Origin of the sequence: Sphingobium psychrophilum (genome assembly GCF_012927105.1) — a bacterium.
In the GTDB taxonomy this organism is placed as follows: domain Bacteria; phylum Pseudomonadota; class Alphaproteobacteria; order Sphingomonadales; family Sphingomonadaceae; genus Sphingobium; species Sphingobium psychrophilum.
In genome coordinates, this window is the sequence record NZ_JABBFV010000016.1 from 18760 (window position 1) to 37850 (window position 19091).

Here is a 19091-nt window from a genome sequence, read left to right on the forward strand (position 1 = left end):
TGAGTGATGGCGGTGGCAGAGAATCCTAAGTTCCCGTCGGAACACAGCTGCCCAGGGGGAATGATGGCAAGCGAGCCAATTGACGATATTGTCGCGTGGTCAAACACGCTGTCAACGTGGCGCCAGGATTGCTTAAGGCGGCTCGCTTTAGCTGATGACCTCAGTGACAGTGATCAAGCCGAGTTGCTCGGCATGATCAAGCAGGAGGCAGGCCTCGCTCTGGCTGAAGTGCCGCCGACCGCGATCCCATTTACAAAGCAGCATTTCAACGGGGGTAGTCACACTCCAATCGTTCTAAAAGGCATCGCCAATATTGTTGGCGTCAATCGCCTACTTTCGAATGCATCGCTCGAATTCTGCCCCAAGGCACTGACAGTGATTTATGGCCGCAACGGGAGCGGCAAAAGCGGCTTTGTGCGCATCCTGCGGACGGCCTGCAGAACTCGTATCGAAAACGCTGCGACATTGAAGGTACTCGCCGACGTCTATGGCGATGGCAAAGGTGCGCTTTCGGCAGATATCTTGATAGACGCTGGCGCAGGCGAGGTTCCGATTGCTTGGACGCCGGGTATGACTGCCGCTCCTCAACTTGGTCAAGTTGCTGTCTTCGACACGGCTTCGGCCCAACTCTACGTCGATGGTGGAAACAAGATCCGATATCTGCCGTTCGGCCTAGCGCTCCCGCACCGGCTAAATGCAGTTTGTTTGGCTTTGAAAGCGGTACTGGAATCCGAGAAACGGACGGCAGTTGGAGATAAGGTTTCGTTGACGACGATCGCGTTCCTTGCAGTGCGTGCAACTGCCGCGCAGAAGTTCAATCAGGCCGTCAATAAATCTACCACTGATTCTGCCATCGAAAAGGCCTCGGCATTCGACGATGCAGACGACGCCCGGTTGATCGAGGTTGCAGGAATCCTTTCGGCAGGCACGAGCGCTGCGGCCGATATGTCCAGCCTCGTCACTTGGGTCGAGACGATCACAGCCGAATGCACAACGGCCGAAACCAGCCTCAGTGATGCGGCATTGGCCGCTGCGACTGAACTCAAAGGCAAAGCTCTCTCTGCGCGTGAAGCTGCTAAGGTCTCTGCCGGCGCGCTCTTCGATGATGAGCCCTTGCATGGTGTGAGCAGTGATAGCTGGCGCAGATTGTGGCGTGCTGCGCGGGATTATTCCGTAGCCGAGGCTTATCCTGGGCAGGCATTTCCAGTTTTACCAACGGCTGGCTCAGATGCGGAATGCGTACTTTGCCAGCAACCTCTTTTGCCTGACGGTGCAGCGCGGATGCACCGATTTCAGGCCTACATGGACGATACCCTCGACACAGCGGCTACCAGAGCAGAGCAGGCGGTCGTCGAAGCAATCGCGGCGCTCCCAGTGTTCAAGCAGCTCACCGCCGATGATTTTGCCGAACGCATCGAACAAATCCGCTCGCGCGACACCCTTCTGGCGGATACGCTTGTTACGTTCCACCAATCCGTCATGGTGCGTCGCGCCGAAGCAGCTGCCAGGCTCGCTGGCGAAGCTGAAAACGACGTTGCCGCGCTTGGGTCGACGGCGGACGCGGTTAAGGCGCTCGCCAGTAAGCTGGCAGATGAGAAGGCCGCACTGATCAAGGCGGGCGATGTAGAGGAGCGGCTTAAGCTCGAGTCCGAAAAAGCGGAACTCGAAGATCGCAAAATCCTGAATGCCAATGCTGCGAAGCTGACCACGCGCCGTGATCTGATGGTAACTGACGCTGCGTATGCGAAGGCTCTGGCTCTGGTCGCAACAACCGGCATAACCAAGCGAGCAAATGAGTTGCTCGACGCCCATTTGACGTCCGCTGTAGTAGAGCAATTTGATGAAGAGCGCGCTCGCTTCGAGATCAAGCATCTCAAGATCGGGCTGGCGCGCAAAAGTGGCCAGACAAATGCCGAATTCGAAGTGAATCCGCAGACGACTCTGACGAAGATCACCTCACAGATCCTGAGCGAGGGCGAACAGCGGGCGCTAGCACTTGCCGGCTTCCTGACCGAGGTCGCGCTAACTGAGGGGTCGGGGCCCATCATAGTCGACGACCCAGTTTCTTCACTTGATCGCGATCGCAGCGCAAAAGTCGCAGATCGCATCGCCGAGGAGGCCCAAAAACGGCAAGTTGTGGTGTTCACCCACGACATGGTGTTCTTCAATGAGCTCTGCCGAGCCGCCGATGAATGTGGCATTGAGCCGGTTACCGTGGCCTTGTTTAGCGACCTAGACGCGGCAGGCAAAATCGACCCAGCCGGCATGGTTTGGAAAGGCCTGAACGTCGCCAAGCGCATCGGCCACATCAAGAACCGTTTTGCTCCAATGCCCAAACTCTATGCCACCAGCCCGGCAGACTACGAGTATGAGATCAAGGGGCTGTACGGTCGCCTGCGTGACACTTACGAACGCGTGGTCGAGGAGGTGATTTTCTGCGATATCGTTCGCCGCGGATCCGACGTCGTTCAGACTCAGATGCTGCGTTTCGTTACATTGCCCGACGCGCTAGCGATCCAGTTTCACGAAGGTATGTCGCGCGCGAACACACATAGCCACGATAATCCGGCCTCAGACACAGTGCCCGTGCCGAAGCCCGCAGAGTTCCAAGCGCACCTCGCAGAACTGGAAAAGCTTGTAGCCGATTTTAAGACCGCCAAGGACTTAGCGGAGGCTGCTCGTCCGCAAATGAAGCTCAAGAAGTGACCGGAAAAAGGACCAAGAGCGCAGCATCGTCTTATGTCGCGATCGCCTGTTGGCTTGACCTTCTTGGTTATGGGGGCGCCATCGATAAGGCTGGGTTCGACCCAGCACATCCGTTGGCACAGCTGCCGTTGAGGCGGCTACGGGCATTTCACCGTATTGTTTCCAAGCATAGCAGCGCCGGCTTTCCCACGCTCGTGATGAATGACGGAGCTGTTGCATACAGCAACGTCGAATTGGTGCGCAGTGACAAGGTATGGCGTTTCGTCGAGCGTTGCTGGGCGCTTTACCAGGAAGCGACGACTACTGACCGACGCAGCGGCGGTCCAGGCATACGCGGCGTCATCGCAGTAGGGCTGCGCGCAAAAGGCAGCAACCGTGCAATCGTTGCGCAGGACAAAGAGCTGACCGCCATCATCGAAGATCTCGTGGCCGGGCGCATCGATAAACAGAAAGCGCTGGCCGATGCCCGTAAGGTCAGGCGCGTCTTCGATATCATCCCTCAACTTCAAGCGAATTTCGCCTTCTCCCGTGCTTATGAGGCAGAGCAGGCGGGAAGCGCCGCCGGATTTCCCGGCCCTAACCTATACCTCGATACAGCGGTTTTCGCGAGGGACGTCCCGGACTGGATAATTGCGGGCCAACCCATCGCCTGGACTCCCAAAAAGGCATCGCTGGCAACATCGTTCATTGCAATTCGAGGCATCGAAAATGTGAGCGACGAGGTGGCGCACGCTACCCTGCGTTCGGGTCAGCAACTCCTCGAACTGCTTTGTTTCAATGCAGAACCCCACTGATGCCGAATTCCCAACGGACCTTAGCCCCTCCGCCTATTATTTGCCGAATCCCAAGCTTTGCATGAATCGCAACAATGGTGGCCAGCCATCCGGTTTATGGTTCTGGATCATCCGTGACGGCCACGCAGCACTATCAATTTCCTCGGGAGGAGAGCAGCGACTCGGCTGTCGCTTCGGCGCATTCGGTTAGGCTGGTAGCCAACGAATAGAGGGACGCATCGCCTGATGTCATCACTGCCAGCACCTGTGCCTTCTCTCTGAGATACACTTTTGCAAAGCCAGGGTCATGGCGAAGAATCGAGCGCGTGTTGCTTATAAAATCAGCCAGCTTGATTGTCTGAGCATCACGCGAAACACTAGAAAGCCGCACAGCCTCCGCAGATTTGCGAGCCGCACGATTGCCTTCGTGGCACTGATCTGTCAGTTCCATCACCAGCTTAGCAATTGTTGGGCCGAACTCGCGATTGATGTCTTCCGGCGTGACGGACGTATCCTCGATAGTGTCATGTAACAGCGCGGCCGCCAGCATATCCTCTGTGTGGGGAACACTACTGACGATTTCCATCACCTCAATAGGGTGATGGATGTATGGCTCGCCGGTGTATTTGCGTACATGATCGATGCTTCCGTGCGCCGCAGCCGCATATGCTAGCGCCTTTGATACTAGCGGAGATTGTGTGGAGCTCATTCCATCAATCTGGGTGAGTTGGACTGTCTTGTCGAGCCAACATAATTTGGCGGCGATATCTGCCCCACCATCTAGCAGGGTTCAAAGCCCTAACGTGGCCATCTACGCCACTCCCTGTTTTTCTATCCCTCACTGCTACGACGCTAAATCCTTGTTGAACTAGCCCCTTTTCTGCGTCCCTTACTCGTCCCCGTCGAGCCGGACGATCCTGTCCCGCTCCTGAAGCGGGGTATACGATGGGCGCTGAGCCAGTCCGAATTGAAGCACGTTCACGCGGCGCACGCATGCTGCGCACGGCGATGGGCGTATCGATCGCGACCTGGCTGGCTGACCCGCAGGTCATTGAGATCATGCTCAATCCTGATGGACGCCTCTGGGTCGACCGGTTAGGCATCGGACTGTCCGACAGCGGTGAACGCCTGACTGCAGCCGATGGTGAGCGCATCATCCGATTGGTTGCCCATCATGTGGGTGCCGAAGTTCACGGCGATGCACCGCGCGTGTCAGCGGAGCTGCCGGAAAGCGGAGAACGGTTCGAAGGCCTCCTGCCACCGGTGGTGGCGGCTCCCACCTTTGCCATCCGCAAGCCCGCCGTCGCGGTGTTCCTGCTCGATGACTATGTCAGCGCAGGCATTATGTGCGCAGCTGAAGCCGACAGGCTTCGTTCGGGCGTTGCACAGCGGCTGAACATCCTTGTCGCCGGGGGCACTGGCACCGGCAAAACGACGCTCACGAACGCCCTGCTCGCCGAGGTCGCCAAGACCACCGACCGGGTCGTTCTGATCGAAGACACCCGCGAGCTCCAATGCCGCGCGCCAAACCTTGTGGCGATGCGGACCAAGGATGGCGTGGCCTCACTCTCTGATCTGGTCCGCTCCAGCCTTCGACTTCGCCCTGACCGGATTCCCATTGGCGAAGTGCGCGGCGCCGAGGCGCTTGATCTCCTCAAGGCCTGGGGCACCGGCCACCCCGGCGGGATCGGGACGATCCACGCCGGAAGCGCCATCGGTGCCCTGCGGCGGATGGAGCAGCTGATCCAGGAAGCTGTCGTCACCGTCCCGCGCGCCCTGATCGCCGAGACTATCAACCTCATCGCCGTGCTGGTGCGCGATGGCACCGGGCGGCGTCTCGCCGAACTGGCCCGCGTCGACGGGCTCGACGCGGTCACCGGTGACTATCGCCTGATTCCAGCCACCCAAACCCAAGGAGACTCCCTATGATCCATGCCCTCCGGCGCGGCACCAATCGCGTTGCGCTCGCTGCTACCGCTGCCTTCGTAATGGTGGCCACTGGCACCCCGGCGCATGCCGGCGGTTCGTCGATGCCATGGGAAGCTCCGTTGCAGTCGATCCTCGAAAGCATCGAGGGGCCGGTCGCCAAGATCGTTGCGGTGATCATCATCATCGTCACCGGCCTCAGCCTTGCCTTCGGCGATACATCAGGTGGCTTTCGCCGGCTGATCCAGATCGTGTTCGGCCTCTCCATCGCCTTTGCCGCATCGAGCTTCTTCCTCAGCTTCTTCAGCTTCGGCGGCGGAGCGGTGATCTGATGACCTCGGCAGACGACACCCCCGGCTTCTATGCCCCGGTCCACCGCGCACTAGCCGAGCCGATCCTGCTCGGCGGTGCGCCGCGCGCACTCGCCATCGTCAATGGCACGCTGGCGGGCGCGATTGGCCTCGGCTTGCGGCTCTGGCTCGCTGGCCTTGCCATCTGGGCAATCGGCCATGTGCTTTCGGTATGGGCTGCCCGCCGCGACCCACAGTTTGTCGATGTCGCGCGCCGCCATCTCAAATATCCGACCTGGGTGCGGCCATGATGTCGCTTCAGGAATATCGGACCAAATCCGCCAGTCTCGCAGACTTCCTCCCCTGGGTCGCACTGGTGGGGCCGGGCGTGGTGCTCAACAAGGACGGATCGCTTCAGCGCACGGCGCGCTTTCGCGGACCCGATCTCGACAGTGCCACGCCCGCCGAACTCGTGGCCGTCACCTCCCGGCTCAACAATGCCCTGCGGCGGCTGGGCTCGGGATGGGCAGTTTTCGTCGAAGCGCAACGCAGCGCGGCGCAAGCCTATCCGCAAGCCCGCTTCCCCGATCCTGTGTCGGCACTGGTCGACAGGGAGCGCCGCGAACAGTTTCGTGAGGAAGGCGCGCATTTCGAAAGCGGCTATTATCTGACGCTGCTGTGGATGCCCCCGCCCGAGGAAGCCGCCCGTGCAGAAGGTTGGCTCTACGAAGGCAAGGCGTCGACCGGGGTCGACCCCAAGGAACTCGTCAAATCCTTCGCCGATCGAACCGACCGCGTGTTGCATCTGGTTGAGGGATTTATGCCCGAGGCAGCGTGGCTCGATGACGCCGCCACGCTGACCTATCTCCACAGCACGGTATCGACCAGGAAGCAGCGCGTTCGCGTGCCCGAAACGCCGGTCTATCTCGACGCGCTGCTGGCCGATGAACCGCTGACCGGCGGTCTCGAGCCCATGCTCGGCGCCCATCATTTGCGCACGCTCACGATCACCGGTTTTCCGACGGCGACCTTTCCCGGGCTGCTTGATGAGCTCAACCGGCAGGCCTTCCCGTACCGCTGGTCGACACGGGCAATCATGCTCGACAAGACCGACGCCACCAAGTTGCTCTCGAAGATTCGGCGGCAATGGTTCGCCAAGCGCAAATCGGTCGCCGCCATCCTCAAGGAGGTGATGACCAACGAGCAGTCGGTGCTGATGGATTCGGACGCCTCGAACAAGGCGGCTGATGCCGACATGGCGCTGCAGGAACTCGGCGCGGATCATGCTGGGATTGCTTATGTCACTGCGACGGTCACGGTCTGGGACCGCGACCCGGCGCTGGCGGCGGAGAAGCTCAGGCTGGTCGAAAAGGTCATCCAGGGCCGCGACTTCACCTGCACGATCGAAGGCATGAATGCGCTCGAGGCATGGCTCGGATCGCTGCCCGGCCATGTCTACGCCAATGTCCGGCAGCCGCCCATTTCCACACTCAATCTCGCCCACCTGATCCCCCTGTCAGCGGTATGGGCGGGAGCGGAACGGGACGAGCATTTCGGTGACGCCCCCTTGCTTTACGGCAAGACCGAAGGCTCGACCCCGTTCCGCCTTTCCCTTCATGTCGGCGACGTCGGACACAGTCTGATCGTCGGCCCGACCGGCGCAGGCAAATCCGTGCTGCTGGCGCTGATGGCACTGCAGTTCCGGCGCTACAGAGGCAGCCAGATCTTCGCCTTCGATTTTGGTGGATCGATCCGCGCTGCCGCGCTCGGCATGGGCGGCGACTGGCAGGATCTCGGCGGCGCGCTGCATGCCGAGGAAGGCGACAGCGCTGCCGTCGCCCTGCAGCCGCTTGCACGGATCGACAACGCCGGCGAACGCGCCTGGGCCGCCGAATGGCTGGCGGCGATGCTGGCCGGCGAAGGCATGGTGATTGACCCTGCCGCCAAAGAGCATCTCTGGTCGGCCCTGACGTCGCTTGCTTCCGCACCACCTGCCGAGCGCACACTCACCGGTCTCGCGGTCCTGCTGCAATCTCAGGAATTGAAGCAGGCACTCGCCCCGTATCTCATTGGCGGTCCATGGGGACGGCTGCTCGATGCTGAACAGGAACGTCTGGGTGAGGCGTCTGTACAGGCTTTCGAAACCGAAGGTCTGATCGGCGCGTCATCGGCCGCCGCTGTACTAGCCTATCTGTTCCACCGGATCGAGGGGCGGCTCGACGGCTCGCCGACCATGATCATCATCGATGAAGGCTGGCTCGTGCTCGACAGCCCGGCCTTCGCCGCGCAGCTGCGCGAATGGCTGAAGACGCTGCGCAAGAAGAATGCGAGCGTCATCTTCGCGACCCAGAGCCTTGCCGACATCGAGACGTCGGCCATTGCGCCTGCCATCATCGAAAGCTGCCCGACGCGCATCTTTCTGCCCAACGAGCGCGCAGCCGAACCGCAGATCGCACGGGTCTATGAGCGGTTCGGCCTCAATGATCGCCAGATCGAAATCCTGAGCCGGGCAACACCGAAGCGTGACTATTACTGCCAGTCGCGGCGCGGCAACCGGCTGTTCGAGCTGGGTCTCGGCGACGTCGCACTCGCCTTCAGCGCCGCCTCTTCCAAAACCGATCAGATCCGCATCGCCGAGCTTGTCGCCGCCCATGGCCGCGAAGGCTTTGCAGCGGCCTGGCTCCAGAACCGCAGTCTCGAATGGGCGGCCGAGCTGCTTCCGCCCCCGCCGCCCGCACTAACGGACAAGGAAAACCGCCCATGAAAATACCCGTCCTCCGCCGCGCTCTCATGGCGACGGCGATCGCCACTTCGCTGGTTTCAGGCACCATGATCGCCGCGCCGGCGCAGGCCCAGTTTGGCGGGATCGTCTATGACCCCAGCAACTACGCGCAGAACGTGCTGACCGCCGCCCGGACGCTGCAGCAGATCAACAACCAGATCCAGCAGATCCAGAATCAGGCGACCAGCCTCATTAACGAGGCCCGCAATCTTGCCAGTCTGCCGGTCTCGACGATCCAGACGCTGCAGCAACAGGTCGACCAGACCCGCCAGTTGCTGAACCAGGCCCAGCGCATCGCCTATGACGTGACCGACGTGCAGCAGGTGTTCAACGGCCGTTACAAGGGGGCTGCACTGACCGGCGGGCAGGCACAGATGGTCGCTAACGCCAATGCGCGCTGGCAGGACAGCGTCGGCGCCTTCGAAGATGCCATGAAGGTGCAGGCCGGGATCGTCGGCAATCTGGGTGCGACCCGCAGCTCGATCACGACACTGGTCGGCGCTAGCCAATCAGCGACCGGGGCTTTGCAAGCGGCACAGGCCGGCAATCAGCTATTGGCTTTGCAAACCCAGCAACTGGCCGATCTGACCGCCGCCATTGCGGCGCAGGGCCGCGCGCAGTCGATCGAGGCCGCGCGCAATGCTGCGACCGAGGCCGAGGGCCGTGAGCGTTTCCGCCGCTTCCGGACCCGGAACTGACATGAGCCGGTCGGTCAAGCTGGCGGCAGCCGCCGCTTTTGGCGGATTGCTGATCGCGGTCGCGGTTGTTTCGGCAACGCGGCCGCCGGCTCGGCACGACACAACGACCTATGTCGCGGACGAGACAGGATCTCCGAACCCTCACGCCGCAGAACTCAAGCGCTGCAGCACGATCACCATGCCGGAATCGGGATGCGATGCGGTCTGGGAAGCTGAGCGCCGCCGATTTTTCCATGGAAGGGACCAGCAGCCATGAATGATACCGGCGTCATCGACCAGTTTCTGACGGTCTTCACCCAATATATCGACAGCGGCTTCGGCTTGCTCGGCGGCGAGGTCGGCTTCCTGTCGACCACCCTCATTGTCATCGACGTGACTATAGCCGCCTTGTTCTGGGCCTGGGGCACCGATGAGGATGTGCTGCAGCGCCTGATTAAGAAGACGCTCTACATCGGCACTTTCGCCTTCATCATTGGCAACTTCTCGAACCTCGCTGGCATCATGCTCCAGAGCTTTGCCGGGCTTGGCCTGCAGGCCAGTGGCAGCGGCATGGCCATCGGCGATTTCATGCGCCCCGGCGTTGTGGCCGCAACCGGTCTTGATGCCGGGCAGCCACTGCTCGATGCCACCGCCGACCTTGTCGGACCGGTGGGCCTATTCACCAATTTCGTGCAGATCCTGATCTTGCTGATCTCGTGGCTGATCGTCGTCATCGCCTTCTTCGTGCTGGCGATCCAGGTCTTCGTCACCATCATCGAGTTCAAACTGGTGACGCTCGCCGGCTTTGTGCTGCTGCCGTTCGCCTTTTTCGGGCGCACCGCCTTCATGGCCGAGCGCGTCCTTGGCCACATCATTTCCTCCGGCATCAAAGTGCTCGTGCTTGCCGTCATCACCGGCATTGGCACGACCCTCTTCACGCAGTTCATCAATGCCGGACTCGGGGTCGAACCCGACATCCAGCAAGTCATGGCGATCGCGCTTGCGGCCCTGACTTTGCTCGGCCTTGGTATCTTCGGTCCCAGCATCGCCAACGGCATTGTGTCGGGCGGACCGCAGCTTGGCGCAGGCGCGGCAGCAGGTACGGCGATCGCCGCTGGCGCAACGATTGCGGGCGGCATCTCAGGTGCCAAGCTCGCCGCAGGTGCCGCCGGCTCGGCCATGGCGGGCGCGGCCACGGGCGGTGCTCGCGCGGCAGGCGGCGCGTCGGGTGCCTATGCAGCCGGAGCCGCTGGCAAAACCGGACGGGCTGCGGCTGCTTCGGGTCTCGCCAATGTCGCAAAATCAGCCGCAAGCAGCGCGGCGTCACCACTTCGCCGCGCCGCGGATAGCCTCAAGGCGAACTATGCCGCTGGCAAGGCCGGGACGCCCGCCAATGCGGCAGCGACCGGTGCCGACGATGGCCCTCCTGCATGGGCCACCGCGATGAAGCGGCGTCAGGCGATGACGCAGGGCGCCAACATGGCCTCGCATACCCTCAAGGGCGGCGACAGCCACGGCGGCGGCTCTGGCCCCGACATCTCCGACAAAAGCTGAAACTTCCGAAAAGGATCCTACATGTTTCGACGCCCCTCTATCCGCTACGGGACCAGTCCCGAGCCCGTCACGCCCTATCAACGCGCCGCCCAGGTCTGGGACGACCGCATCGGTTCCGCACGGGTGCAGGCGAAAAACTGGCGGCTCGCCTTCTTCGGTTGCCTTGCGCTTTCGGGAGGGCTGGCAGGCGGTCTCGTCTGGCAATCGGCGCGCGGCACGATCACGCCCTGGGTGGTCGAGGTCGACAAGCTTGGCCAGGCACAGGCCATCGCGCCTGCCGATGTCGATTATCGCCCGACCGACCCGCAGATGGCGTTCCACCTTGCTCGCTTCATCGAACAGGTGCGCGCCATTCCCGCCGATCCGATCGTGCTGCGGCAAGACTGGCTCAGGGCTTACGACTTCACCACCGATCGCGGCGCGCAGGCGCTCAACGACTATGCGCGCAACAACGATCCCTTCGCCCAAGTCGGCAAGGTGCAGGTCGCGGTCGATGTGTCGAGTGTCGTTCGTGCGTCGAACGACAGCTTTCGCGTCGGCTGGACCGAGCGGCGTTACCAGGATGGCGCCCTTCTCGAGACTTCGCGGTGGTCAGCGATCCTGACCACCGTCGTGCAGCCACCTCGCACTCCCGATGCCCTGCGCAAGAATCCGCTCGGCCTGTTCATCAACGCCATCAACTGGTCAAAGGAGCTTAGCCAATGATCCGCCCGACGCGCGCCCTGCGCACATCGATTATGCTCTCAGCGGTAACACTGATCTGCATACCTGCCCAAGCCATGGCGCGCGAACAGCGCGCTCAGCCCCATCCAATTCCTGCTACATCGGCGCAGACCGTTGAGCCTGCCGACCCGCGCACCCGTGTTGGTAGAGCCAACGCCGCAGCGCGGGTGGAACCGGAGCGCACCAGCTATTTCAATGCCATCCAGCAATATGCCTATACCGATGGAGCCCTGTTCCAGATTTACACCGCACCGGGGCAGATTACCGACATCATGCTCCAGGAAGGCGAAGAACTCGTTGGACCGGGGCCGGTCGCATCGGGCGATACGGTCCGCTGGATCATCGGCGACACGGTGAGCGGTGCCGGAGCAGCGCGCCGGGTTCACATCCTCGTCAAGCCGACGCGGGCCGACATTCGCACCAACCTCATTATCAATACCAATCGGCGCACCTATCATCTCGAACTCAGTGCGACGAACTCGACCTATATGGCCGCAGTCTCCTGGACCTATCCGCAGGACGCCTTGATCGCCCTGCGTACTGCCGAGGCCGAGCGTGAACGCACGGCACCGGTGGCCTCGGGTATCGACTTCTCAAGCCTGAACTTTCGCTACCGCATCGGGGGCGATCATCCCGGATGGCGACCAGTGCGGGTGTTCGATGATGGCCGGCAGGTGTTCATCGAGTTTCCGGGCGACATTGCGAGCGGCGATATGCCGCCGCTGTTCGTGATCGGCGCGGACCAGGCAGCTGAGCTGGTGAACTACCGGGTGCAAGGCCGCTACATGGTTGTCGACCGGCTGTTTGAGCGTGCCGAACTGCGGCTTGGCGCAGGTGGCAGCGCCAAGCAGGTTCGCATTGAGCGTGAACGCGCACGCCGCCGGAGCCGCTCATGAACACGAGACCGCAGGATGATGGCGTGCGACCGGTCTCCAACCGGATTGTTGAGGCTGACGTCGAGACTGACGTTGAAACAGACGTTGAGGTCGATGCCGAAGGCGACGAGCCTGACGACGAGCGCCCGGTTGCACCGGCCAACCCCGACGGGTTTCGCCTTGGCGGGGAACCGCCGCGCGTCATGCGCTTGTCGCGCAAGGCATTGGCAATCCTTGGCGTGATCGCCAGCGTCGGGATTGGCGGTTCGCTGATCTACGCACTTCAGCCCAAGAACCACGCGCCAGCCGAGAATCTCTACGACACGAACAGCCGCAACCGCGCGGACTCGGTCAACGGTGCGCCTGCCAACTACGGCGACGTGCCAAAATTAGGTCCTGCACTGCCTGGTGATCTCGGCGGCCCGATCGTTGCCGCGCAGCAGCGCGGGCAAAATTTCCCGATCCCGCCCATTGGCACCGCCCCGGCCGCAGGACAGCCCGATCCGCGGATTGCCGCCGCCGAGCAAGCGCGTGAGCGCGCGGCGCAGGAGCGTGACAGCGCCCGGACCAGTCGCCTGTTTCTTGCCGGAGAGACCGGAACGACCGACAGTCGATCTGCAACCGCGCTAGGGCCAGCGCCATCAGCTTCGATACCAGGTGCGGATCCAGCTCAACCGTCGGCACCAACAGCCACGTCAAGCCGCCGCGCATTTCTCGGACAGCGCGGCAACCGCAGCACAGAAAGCCCTGAGCGCATCATGCGCCTTGCATCGCCCTACGTTGTGCAGGCCGGAAGCGTGATACCGGCAGCGCTCATAACCGGCATCCGGTCCGATCTTCCAGGTCAGATCACGGCGCAGGTTACGCAGAACGTCTATGACAGCCCCACCGGCCGGATCCTCCTGATCCCCCAAGGCTCACGGCTGATCGGTGAATATGACAGCGACGTAGCCGCCGGACAGAACCGCGTGCTGCTGGCGTGGGACCGCCTCATCCTTCCCGGCGGTCAATCGATCCTGCTTGATCGCCTGCCCGGCGCTGATGCTGCCGGTATGGCCGGCCTTGAAGACCAGACCAACTATCATTGGGGCAACATGCTCAAGGCCGCGCTCATTTCGACATTGCTGGGCGCTGGTACAGAGCTCATCTCGAACGGTGATAGCGATCTCATTCGGGCGCTGCGTTTCGGCACGCAGGACACCATAAGCCAGACTGGCAGGCAGGTCGTGCAGCGGCAATTGAACGTGCCTCCGACCCTGACCGTGCGGCCCGGATTTTTGCTGCGCATCATCGTGACGCGCGATCTGGTGCTCGAACCGGTGCCTGCAGGAGGAATGCGATGACCCGTCTCAAACTGGCTGATCTCGCCGACGAAAAACCGGTGCGGCTGACCTTGGAGCTCTCTGCCCGACTTCACCGTGATCTGGTGGCTTATGCGCTCGCCGTAAACGGCGGGGATGCCAAAGGTGCGCCGACCACCGAGCGGCTTATTCCGCCCATGCTTGAGCGGTTTATCGCAACTGATCGGGCTTTTGCCAAAGCGCGGAAGACACCTCAGACCGGGTAACGCTCGTTGATCAGGGTAAAGAAGCGTTGCAGCGCCGGATTGTCATTGTCTTCGCGCCAATAAACGGAAAATTCGAGGCGTGTCGTGCCGTTCTGATCGTGGATATCGCGGAAATGGAGATCCGGCCATATCACGCCCTGCGAGGCTTCGGTTGCGATGGATATGAAGCGGCCGACCGACACAATGCTCAGCACGCTTTCGAGGCTGGTATTCTGCACGATGATGTTCGGCCGCCCACCCTGTCCGGTCAGCCGCGCAGCAAGCAGATTGGCCAAAGTCGGACCAATGCCGCCGCCCGGCACCACGAAAACCTCGCGGCGAAGATCGCTCCAGTAGATCCGGTCATTTTCAAGAAGCCGATGGCCCGACTGCAAAGCGACCATCAGCCTGTCAGACCAGACCGAGCGCGCCAGAATGCCGCTCTCTTCCATCCCGGCCGGTGCCACCGCGACATCGATGGTTCGCGATTGCAGGGCATTCAGCAGCTTTTCAGGGGCGGCTTCCTCGCCATCGAATTGAACGTCAGGAAATCGGGTCAGATACTCGGAGAAGGTCTGCTTCAGATTGCCTGCCATCAGCGAGGAGCTGTAACCGACGGCGAGACGTCCTTGTTCACCGTAGCTGACCGCTCGCGCAGTGGTCTGCAGATTGTCGATGTCGGTGATGATGCGCCGCGCAGACTCCAGAAAGACCTGGCCCATCTCGGTCGGCTCAGCTCCCCGCGTCGAGCGCGTAAACAACTTGATGCCGAGTTTGTCCTCAAGTTGCGTAACCCGCAGGCTCAGCGTTGCCTGCTTCATGTTGAGCGCCGTGGCAGCACGGGAAAAGCTACGGGTGTCTGCGGTCAGAACGGCGTAGCGGAGTTGCCGAACCTCGATCGTCATGCTGCTATCGCTCCCCTATTCTCTTTCTTGCCGGCATTGAGGCGCAATCAGACTGAAATCGCAATATAAATTCGCGGTATTGGATCGACGTCAGATCTCGATCCGTAAATTTACTTGCCCAGTCAGGCGGATGTCGGAATTTAACTTCAAATCTGTTTGATCTATTTTGGAGACAAATCTTAACGGCGGCGTGTTAAGGATTCGACATGTCGAATGAACCCCGTGCTCCGCGTCTTGCTGTCCTCATCGACGCTGACAATGCCTCCTCCCGTATCGCTACCCGTCTGTTCGAAGAGATCGCCAAGATCGGTGAAGCCAGTGTGCGCCGGATTTATGGCGACTTTTCCGGAACCCGCCTCAAATCCTGGGCAGAGGTGCTTTCACCCCACGCAATCCGGGCGCAGCAGAATTTCGCCTACACCACCGGCAAGAATGCGTCTGACATTGCGCTCGTGATCGACGCCATGGACCTGTTGCATACCGGGCGCTTCGACGCCTTCTGCCTGGTATCGTCTGACAGTGATTTTACCGGGCTCGCTGCCCGCATCCGCGAGCAAGGCATCGATGTATATGGCTTCGGCGAGCAGAAAACCCCCGAGAGCTTCCGCCAGGCTTGTCGACGCTTCATCTACACGGAAAATCTTCTGCCGGAGGCGCCGACCTCGGAAGAGCCCGAACGCGCCGATCTGCGTCCTGCGGCAGCCAAACAAGCCCCAAGCGGGGCCGCCCCGCTTATTCGCAAGGCCATTGCGCAGCTGGACGATGACGGTGGCTGGGTTCCCTTGGGCCGAGTGGGTCAGCGTCTTGCCGAACTTGCCTCGGATTTCGATCCGCGCACCTATGGTCAGGCCAAGCTCAGCGATCTCGTCGACAAGGCGGGTGCCTTCGAATCTCGGAGGACGGAGTCAGGGCATGTCCAAATCCGGCTAAAAAGCGTCAACGCCAAGGGCAAAAAATAGATTCGACGGCGCAATACCGTCCCCCATTTCATTTTCGTGGTTTGGACCATCTAACGGGCGGGCCAACTCTACAGGTGGGAAACCCTCGCGTTCTATCTGCCCGAAATTTCCACGTACCCAATTAGCTCGGCAGAATAGCTTCCATCACCAGTCGCCAGCCCCTTGTGTTTGAGCTCGCGTTGCAGAGTTGGCTCAACCACATTCCTGAACAGCTCGAGCCTTTCCTCGGCCGTCAGGAAGGGTTTGGCGACCGGTGCGTTCAGATACTGGGTCGACTGCCTTTCGATCGCAGGCATCCGGGTGCCGTCCGGCTGCACCGCAATTGTCTGGATTGTGGTCCGCCGCTCACCATTCGCGACTGCGGACTCAACAATCCAGAACGACAGTAGTGTGGGGCTGATGTCATCGCTGGATACGGAAAGGCCCAGTTGGTCTGGCGCCAGCCCTCTCCAGCGACCTAGTTCTTCCTGAACCAAAGGGTGGTCCAAGCCGAGTAATTCGATGCGTTCCTGGCTCGTGGCGACATCGCGATCGAGCGTGAAACGCACCTTGCGCGACCCATCAACGACCGTCAGATCGTAAGTCTGATCATCCACCTTTGCGAGCCGCTGGTGTCGGTCAGGAAGAGAGGATGACATGAACTGGACGATCCGCTCCATGCCAGTCGAGACGTCTGAAAATGGCTGATACTCGTCGAGGCTGAATCCATCGAGGTCCTGGAACAGATCAAACACGACCTCCCGAGCCTCTCTGGCATTGGATAGCGCGGCCTCGAGTTCTACTGTGGTTCGTTGCAGGGTGGGGTCAGACAGCGCCTCCTGATAGACGCGATCGTAGTTCAACCGTTCGGAAAGCTGGCCCAAAATCTGCGCCCGGAGATCCTCAGCGACATTGCCCTGATCGTCAACCTTGCCCAGTGTCCGGGCGATCTCGGTGAGCTTGTCATCCAAGAGCAGAAATATCCGCCCCTCAATTGTGTCGGAAAGAACGAGATTATAGACCTGCGCAGTATGTGCCTGGCCGTAGCGATGGATGCGCCCGATCCGCTGCTCCATATCCATCGGGTTCCAGGGCAGATCAAAATTGAACAGGATACGGGCAAACTGGAGATTGATCCCTTCACGTCCAGCTGCGGTGCAGACCAGAACCCTGGGTCCATCTTTCATCCGGAAGCGGCGCTCCGCGGCTGTCTTGGCGCCGTGATCCCCACCGCGCAGCACGACAACGCCTTGGCCAGGATAAACCTGCTCAATCTCATGGGCGATCAGATCGACAGTGCCGAGATAGGTCGCAAAGATGACGACTTTCTCGCTAGGATTTTGACGCCAAAGCGTTCCCAAACCATCCAGCAGCTTCTGGACCTTGGTCTCGCGTGGCTGCGGGAACGCTTCGAGCAGGTCGCCGATGCGCAGCCGCTCCTCGGGCAGATGAAGGTCCACGACGGACGAGGCGATATCCTCGACGTGTGACGCGGCGAACTCGCTGCCGTAAGGGTCTGAGGCCATTTCTAGGGCGTCGTCGTCGAGCTTTCTGGCAAGCCGGTACTTGAGGTCGGCCATCACCCGATCGACCTCGCTCCGCCCAATCGGATCGCGACCGAGGTTCCACTCAAGATGGATCAGCTCACGCGCTTCATCGTACAGGCGCTCGCGACCCTCGATATCGAGCTCGCGGTCGCGGAGAAGGGCTTCCTTGAGCGTCAGCATCAGCAACCGCCGCTTCAGGGTCCGACGGACGGCGGCGAAGCTCGAAGCGGCGATCTTCTGGAAAATCGCCATCAGGAAGCCCAGGGCTCGCCCCTGGCTTCCCTTGCGCTTGGCCAGATCGAAACCGTCCTCAAGGTACTCACGCAGCTTCTCGTAAAAGCGGCGCTCTTCTTCCTGCATGAGGAAGGACTCGGTGTGGACCCAACGCCTGGCGAACAGCGGCTCACCGTCTGGCTTGCAGGCGTCTGCCTTGGTCCGGCGGTACATGACTGTATTCAGTCTATGCCTATGCTCGACCATCTCCTCTGGTCCGTTAAACAGGGTCGGATTGAGCAGCTGGATCAGCATCCAAAATTGAAAGTGGTTGCCCTGATGCGGAGTCGCGGACAGGAGAAGGAGATCACGGGTATGGCCCTTAAGAGCCTCCGCCAGTTTGTAATTCTCGGTCTTTCTGACCTTCCCGCCCGTTCTATAGGCGGTCAGGTGGTGAGCCTCGTCGAACACCACCAGATCCCAACGTGGGGCATCCAAAAGGCGCTTTATCCGGTTCGGGCGCTTCAGCGTGTCGATGCTGGCAATCAGCAGATCGTGCTTGGCAAATGCGTTGGTCTTGCGGTCTGTGATGTCGCCTTCAGACCCGAAAACTTCAAAATCGAGATTGAAGATATCGTTGAGCTCACGATGCCAATTGTTCACCAGCCCTGCCGGCACCACCATGAGCGCGCGGTTGAGCTCTCCGCGGCTAGCCAGCTCTCTCAGGACGAGCGCGGTCTCGATCGTTTTGCCCAGACCCACCTCGTCAGCGATTAGAAACCTGCGGGGTGAAGCCGTCGCAATACGATGTGTGAGGACCACCTGGTGCGGCAAAAGGTCGATGCGAGCAGACGTCAGCGCCGATGCGCTTTCCATCAGCGGCAAGACATGAGCCTCGTAAGAGAGCCAAGCCTTGCGCGCGCGATCATCAGTGCCTTCAACCGACCGAAGAATCCGCTCGGTGCGAGACGCCTCTCCCTGGATGGTGGCAACGGGTACACGCCGCTCACCGACGCTGAAGAACGCCCGAAGGTAGCCTTCCCGGGGCGCATCTAGGACGACGCCGGCGCCGAACTCGGCGTGGGCAATCCTCTCGCCGGGAGCGAACTGAGGCTGGTCTGTCATGCGACCGCCTCAGGTGATCCGAAGGTGGAACAAGCCAGACGGCTTGGCCCCATCGGCAAGAATGATTTCCTGCGGGTAGTCCCGGGCCTCTCCCCAGATGAGTCTCCCGAACTCGACCTGCTGATCACTGTGCGGCGCGGCGCAACGCCAGCGAACGGCGTCTGTGGCCATGTCGGTGTGAAAGCGACGCTGGCCCGATGGTAGCCAGAAGACCAAGGCCGCTTCGCCGGAATAGGCGTCCTGAAACGACAGCACCGCCGCCTTGAGGTCGTCCCCCAGCCATGTCTCCGCATCGGTTGGAGACAAGAGATCGATGCAAGCGTCTAGACCGGCGACAACGAGGGTATTGCCATTGTTGCTCGGCAGGTCATCTGGCCAGTTCCTTCCGGCTTGCAGCAGCTCCCGCAGACTAAGAACTTCGGATGGGCGCGCCACGGTGTAGAGCGCTTCATCATCCCAAATCCAGCTTACGCCTCGGCGCTGCCAAACGCTGTCCAGCAATCGCTTCATG

At 61.0% G+C, this 19091-nt stretch carries 18 protein-coding genes; 14 read left to right on the forward strand and 4 right to left on the reverse strand.

The window, feature by feature from the left end; all coding sequences use genetic code 11:
- The first annotated feature begins 60 nt into the window (after positions 1-60).
- Positions 61-2706 (forward strand): AAA family ATPase, encoded by a 2646-nt coding sequence (locus tag HHL08_RS18325; protein ID WP_169574485.1) that lies wholly within the window; start codon positions 61-63, stop codon positions 2704-2706.
- Entirely contained in the window at positions 2703-3500 is a 798-nt protein-coding gene (locus tag HHL08_RS18330; protein WP_169574486.1) for a hypothetical protein, read from the forward strand. The genes HHL08_RS18325 and HHL08_RS18330 overlap by 4 nt, the downstream gene beginning before the upstream one ends.
- 133 nt (positions 3501-3633) lie before the next feature.
- On the opposite strand, the gene HHL08_RS18335 is transcribed toward HHL08_RS18330, so the two are convergent.
- Entirely contained in the window at positions 3634-4188 is a 555-nt protein-coding gene (locus HHL08_RS18335) for an HD domain-containing protein (protein ID WP_169574487.1), read from the reverse strand.
- Between the two features lie 284 nt (positions 4189-4472).
- On the opposite strand from HHL08_RS18335, the gene trbB reads away from it, so the two are divergent.
- From trbB to HHL08_RS18390, 11 genes are read left to right on the forward strand one after another with little or no spacing between them, the layout of a single operon-like run.
- Positions 4473-5408: a P-type conjugative transfer ATPase TrbB gene (trbB, locus tag HHL08_RS18340; RefSeq protein ID WP_408021792.1), complete on the forward strand. Its 936-nt coding sequence runs from the start codon at positions 4473-4475 to the stop codon at positions 5406-5408.
- Positions 5405-5737, forward strand: a complete 333-nt coding sequence (locus tag HHL08_RS18345; RefSeq protein WP_169574489.1) for a TrbC/VirB2 family protein — start codon at positions 5405-5407, stop codon at positions 5735-5737. The genes trbB and HHL08_RS18345 overlap by 4 nt, the downstream gene beginning before the upstream one ends.
- Positions 5737-6006 carry a VirB3 family type IV secretion system protein gene (locus HHL08_RS18350; RefSeq protein ID WP_169574490.1) on the forward strand — a complete coding sequence of 90 codons (270 nt, stop codon included), beginning with the start codon at positions 5737-5739 and terminating at the stop codon, positions 6004-6006. The genes HHL08_RS18345 and HHL08_RS18350 overlap by 1 nt, the downstream gene beginning before the upstream one ends.
- Positions 6003-8459, forward strand: coding sequence for a conjugal transfer protein TrbE (trbE, locus tag HHL08_RS18355; RefSeq protein WP_169574491.1), 2457 nt, complete (start codon positions 6003-6005; stop codon positions 8457-8459). Before HHL08_RS18350 ends, trbE begins: the two co-directional genes overlap by 4 nt.
- On the forward strand, positions 8456-9175 hold the full coding sequence (gene trbJ / locus HHL08_RS18360) for a P-type conjugative transfer protein TrbJ (RefSeq protein WP_006964039.1): 720 nt from the start codon (positions 8456-8458) through the stop codon (positions 9173-9175). Before trbE ends, trbJ begins: the two co-directional genes overlap by 4 nt.
- Before the next feature lies 1 nt (position 9176).
- Positions 9177-9431: a putative entry exclusion protein TrbK-alt gene (trbK-alt, locus tag HHL08_RS18365; RefSeq protein WP_169574492.1), complete on the forward strand. Its 255-nt coding sequence runs from the start codon at positions 9177-9179 to the stop codon at positions 9429-9431.
- Positions 9428-10708 (forward strand): P-type conjugative transfer protein TrbL, encoded by a 1281-nt coding sequence (trbL, locus tag HHL08_RS18370; RefSeq protein ID WP_169574493.1) that lies wholly within the window; start codon positions 9428-9430, stop codon positions 10706-10708. Before trbK-alt ends, trbL begins: the two co-directional genes overlap by 4 nt.
- 21 nt (positions 10709-10729) lie before the next feature.
- Positions 10730-11413, forward strand: coding sequence for a conjugal transfer protein TrbF (trbF, locus tag HHL08_RS18375; protein ID WP_054109445.1), 684 nt, complete (start codon positions 10730-10732; stop codon positions 11411-11413).
- Complete coding sequence (trbG, locus tag HHL08_RS18380) at positions 11410-12327, forward strand: P-type conjugative transfer protein TrbG (protein WP_169574494.1); 918 nt, start codon at positions 11410-11412, stop codon at positions 12325-12327. The genes trbF and trbG overlap by 4 nt, the downstream gene beginning before the upstream one ends.
- A complete protein-coding gene (locus HHL08_RS18385; RefSeq protein WP_169574495.1) occupies positions 12324-13649 on the forward strand; it encodes a TrbI/VirB10 family protein in 1326 nt (441 codons plus the stop codon). Before trbG ends, HHL08_RS18385 begins: the two co-directional genes overlap by 4 nt.
- Complete coding sequence (locus tag HHL08_RS18390; RefSeq protein WP_066283704.1) at positions 13646-13873, forward strand: DUF2274 domain-containing protein; 228 nt, start codon at positions 13646-13648, stop codon at positions 13871-13873. The genes HHL08_RS18385 and HHL08_RS18390 overlap by 4 nt, the downstream gene beginning before the upstream one ends.
- Here the strand turns inward: HHL08_RS18390 and HHL08_RS18395 are convergent.
- Positions 13861-14757 carry a LysR family transcriptional regulator gene (locus HHL08_RS18395; RefSeq protein WP_169574496.1) on the reverse strand — a complete coding sequence of 299 codons (897 nt, stop codon included), beginning with the start codon at positions 14755-14757 and terminating at the stop codon, positions 13861-13863. The two genes, HHL08_RS18390 and HHL08_RS18395, sit on opposite strands and share 13 nt — an antisense overlap.
- A 206-nt stretch (positions 14758-14963) precedes the next feature.
- Here HHL08_RS18395 and HHL08_RS18400 point away from each other — a divergent pair, with 206 nt between their 5' ends.
- A complete protein-coding gene (locus HHL08_RS18400) occupies positions 14964-15716 on the forward strand; it encodes an NYN domain-containing protein (RefSeq protein ID WP_169574497.1) in 753 nt (250 codons plus the stop codon).
- 92 nt (positions 15717-15808) lie between these two features.
- On the opposite strand, the gene HHL08_RS18405 is transcribed toward HHL08_RS18400, so the two are convergent.
- Both HHL08_RS18405 and HHL08_RS18410 read right to left on the reverse strand, forming a co-directional pair.
- Positions 15809-18580 carry a DEAD/DEAH box helicase gene (locus HHL08_RS18405; RefSeq protein WP_169574498.1) on the reverse strand — a complete coding sequence of 924 codons (2772 nt, stop codon included), beginning with the start codon at positions 18578-18580 and terminating at the stop codon, positions 15809-15811.
- A gap of 9 nt (positions 18581-18589) precedes the next feature.
- On the reverse strand, positions 18590-19090 hold the full coding sequence (locus tag HHL08_RS18410; RefSeq protein WP_169574499.1) for a hypothetical protein: 501 nt from the start codon (positions 19088-19090) through the stop codon (positions 18590-18592).
- Between the last annotated feature and the right edge of the window lies 1 nt (position 19091).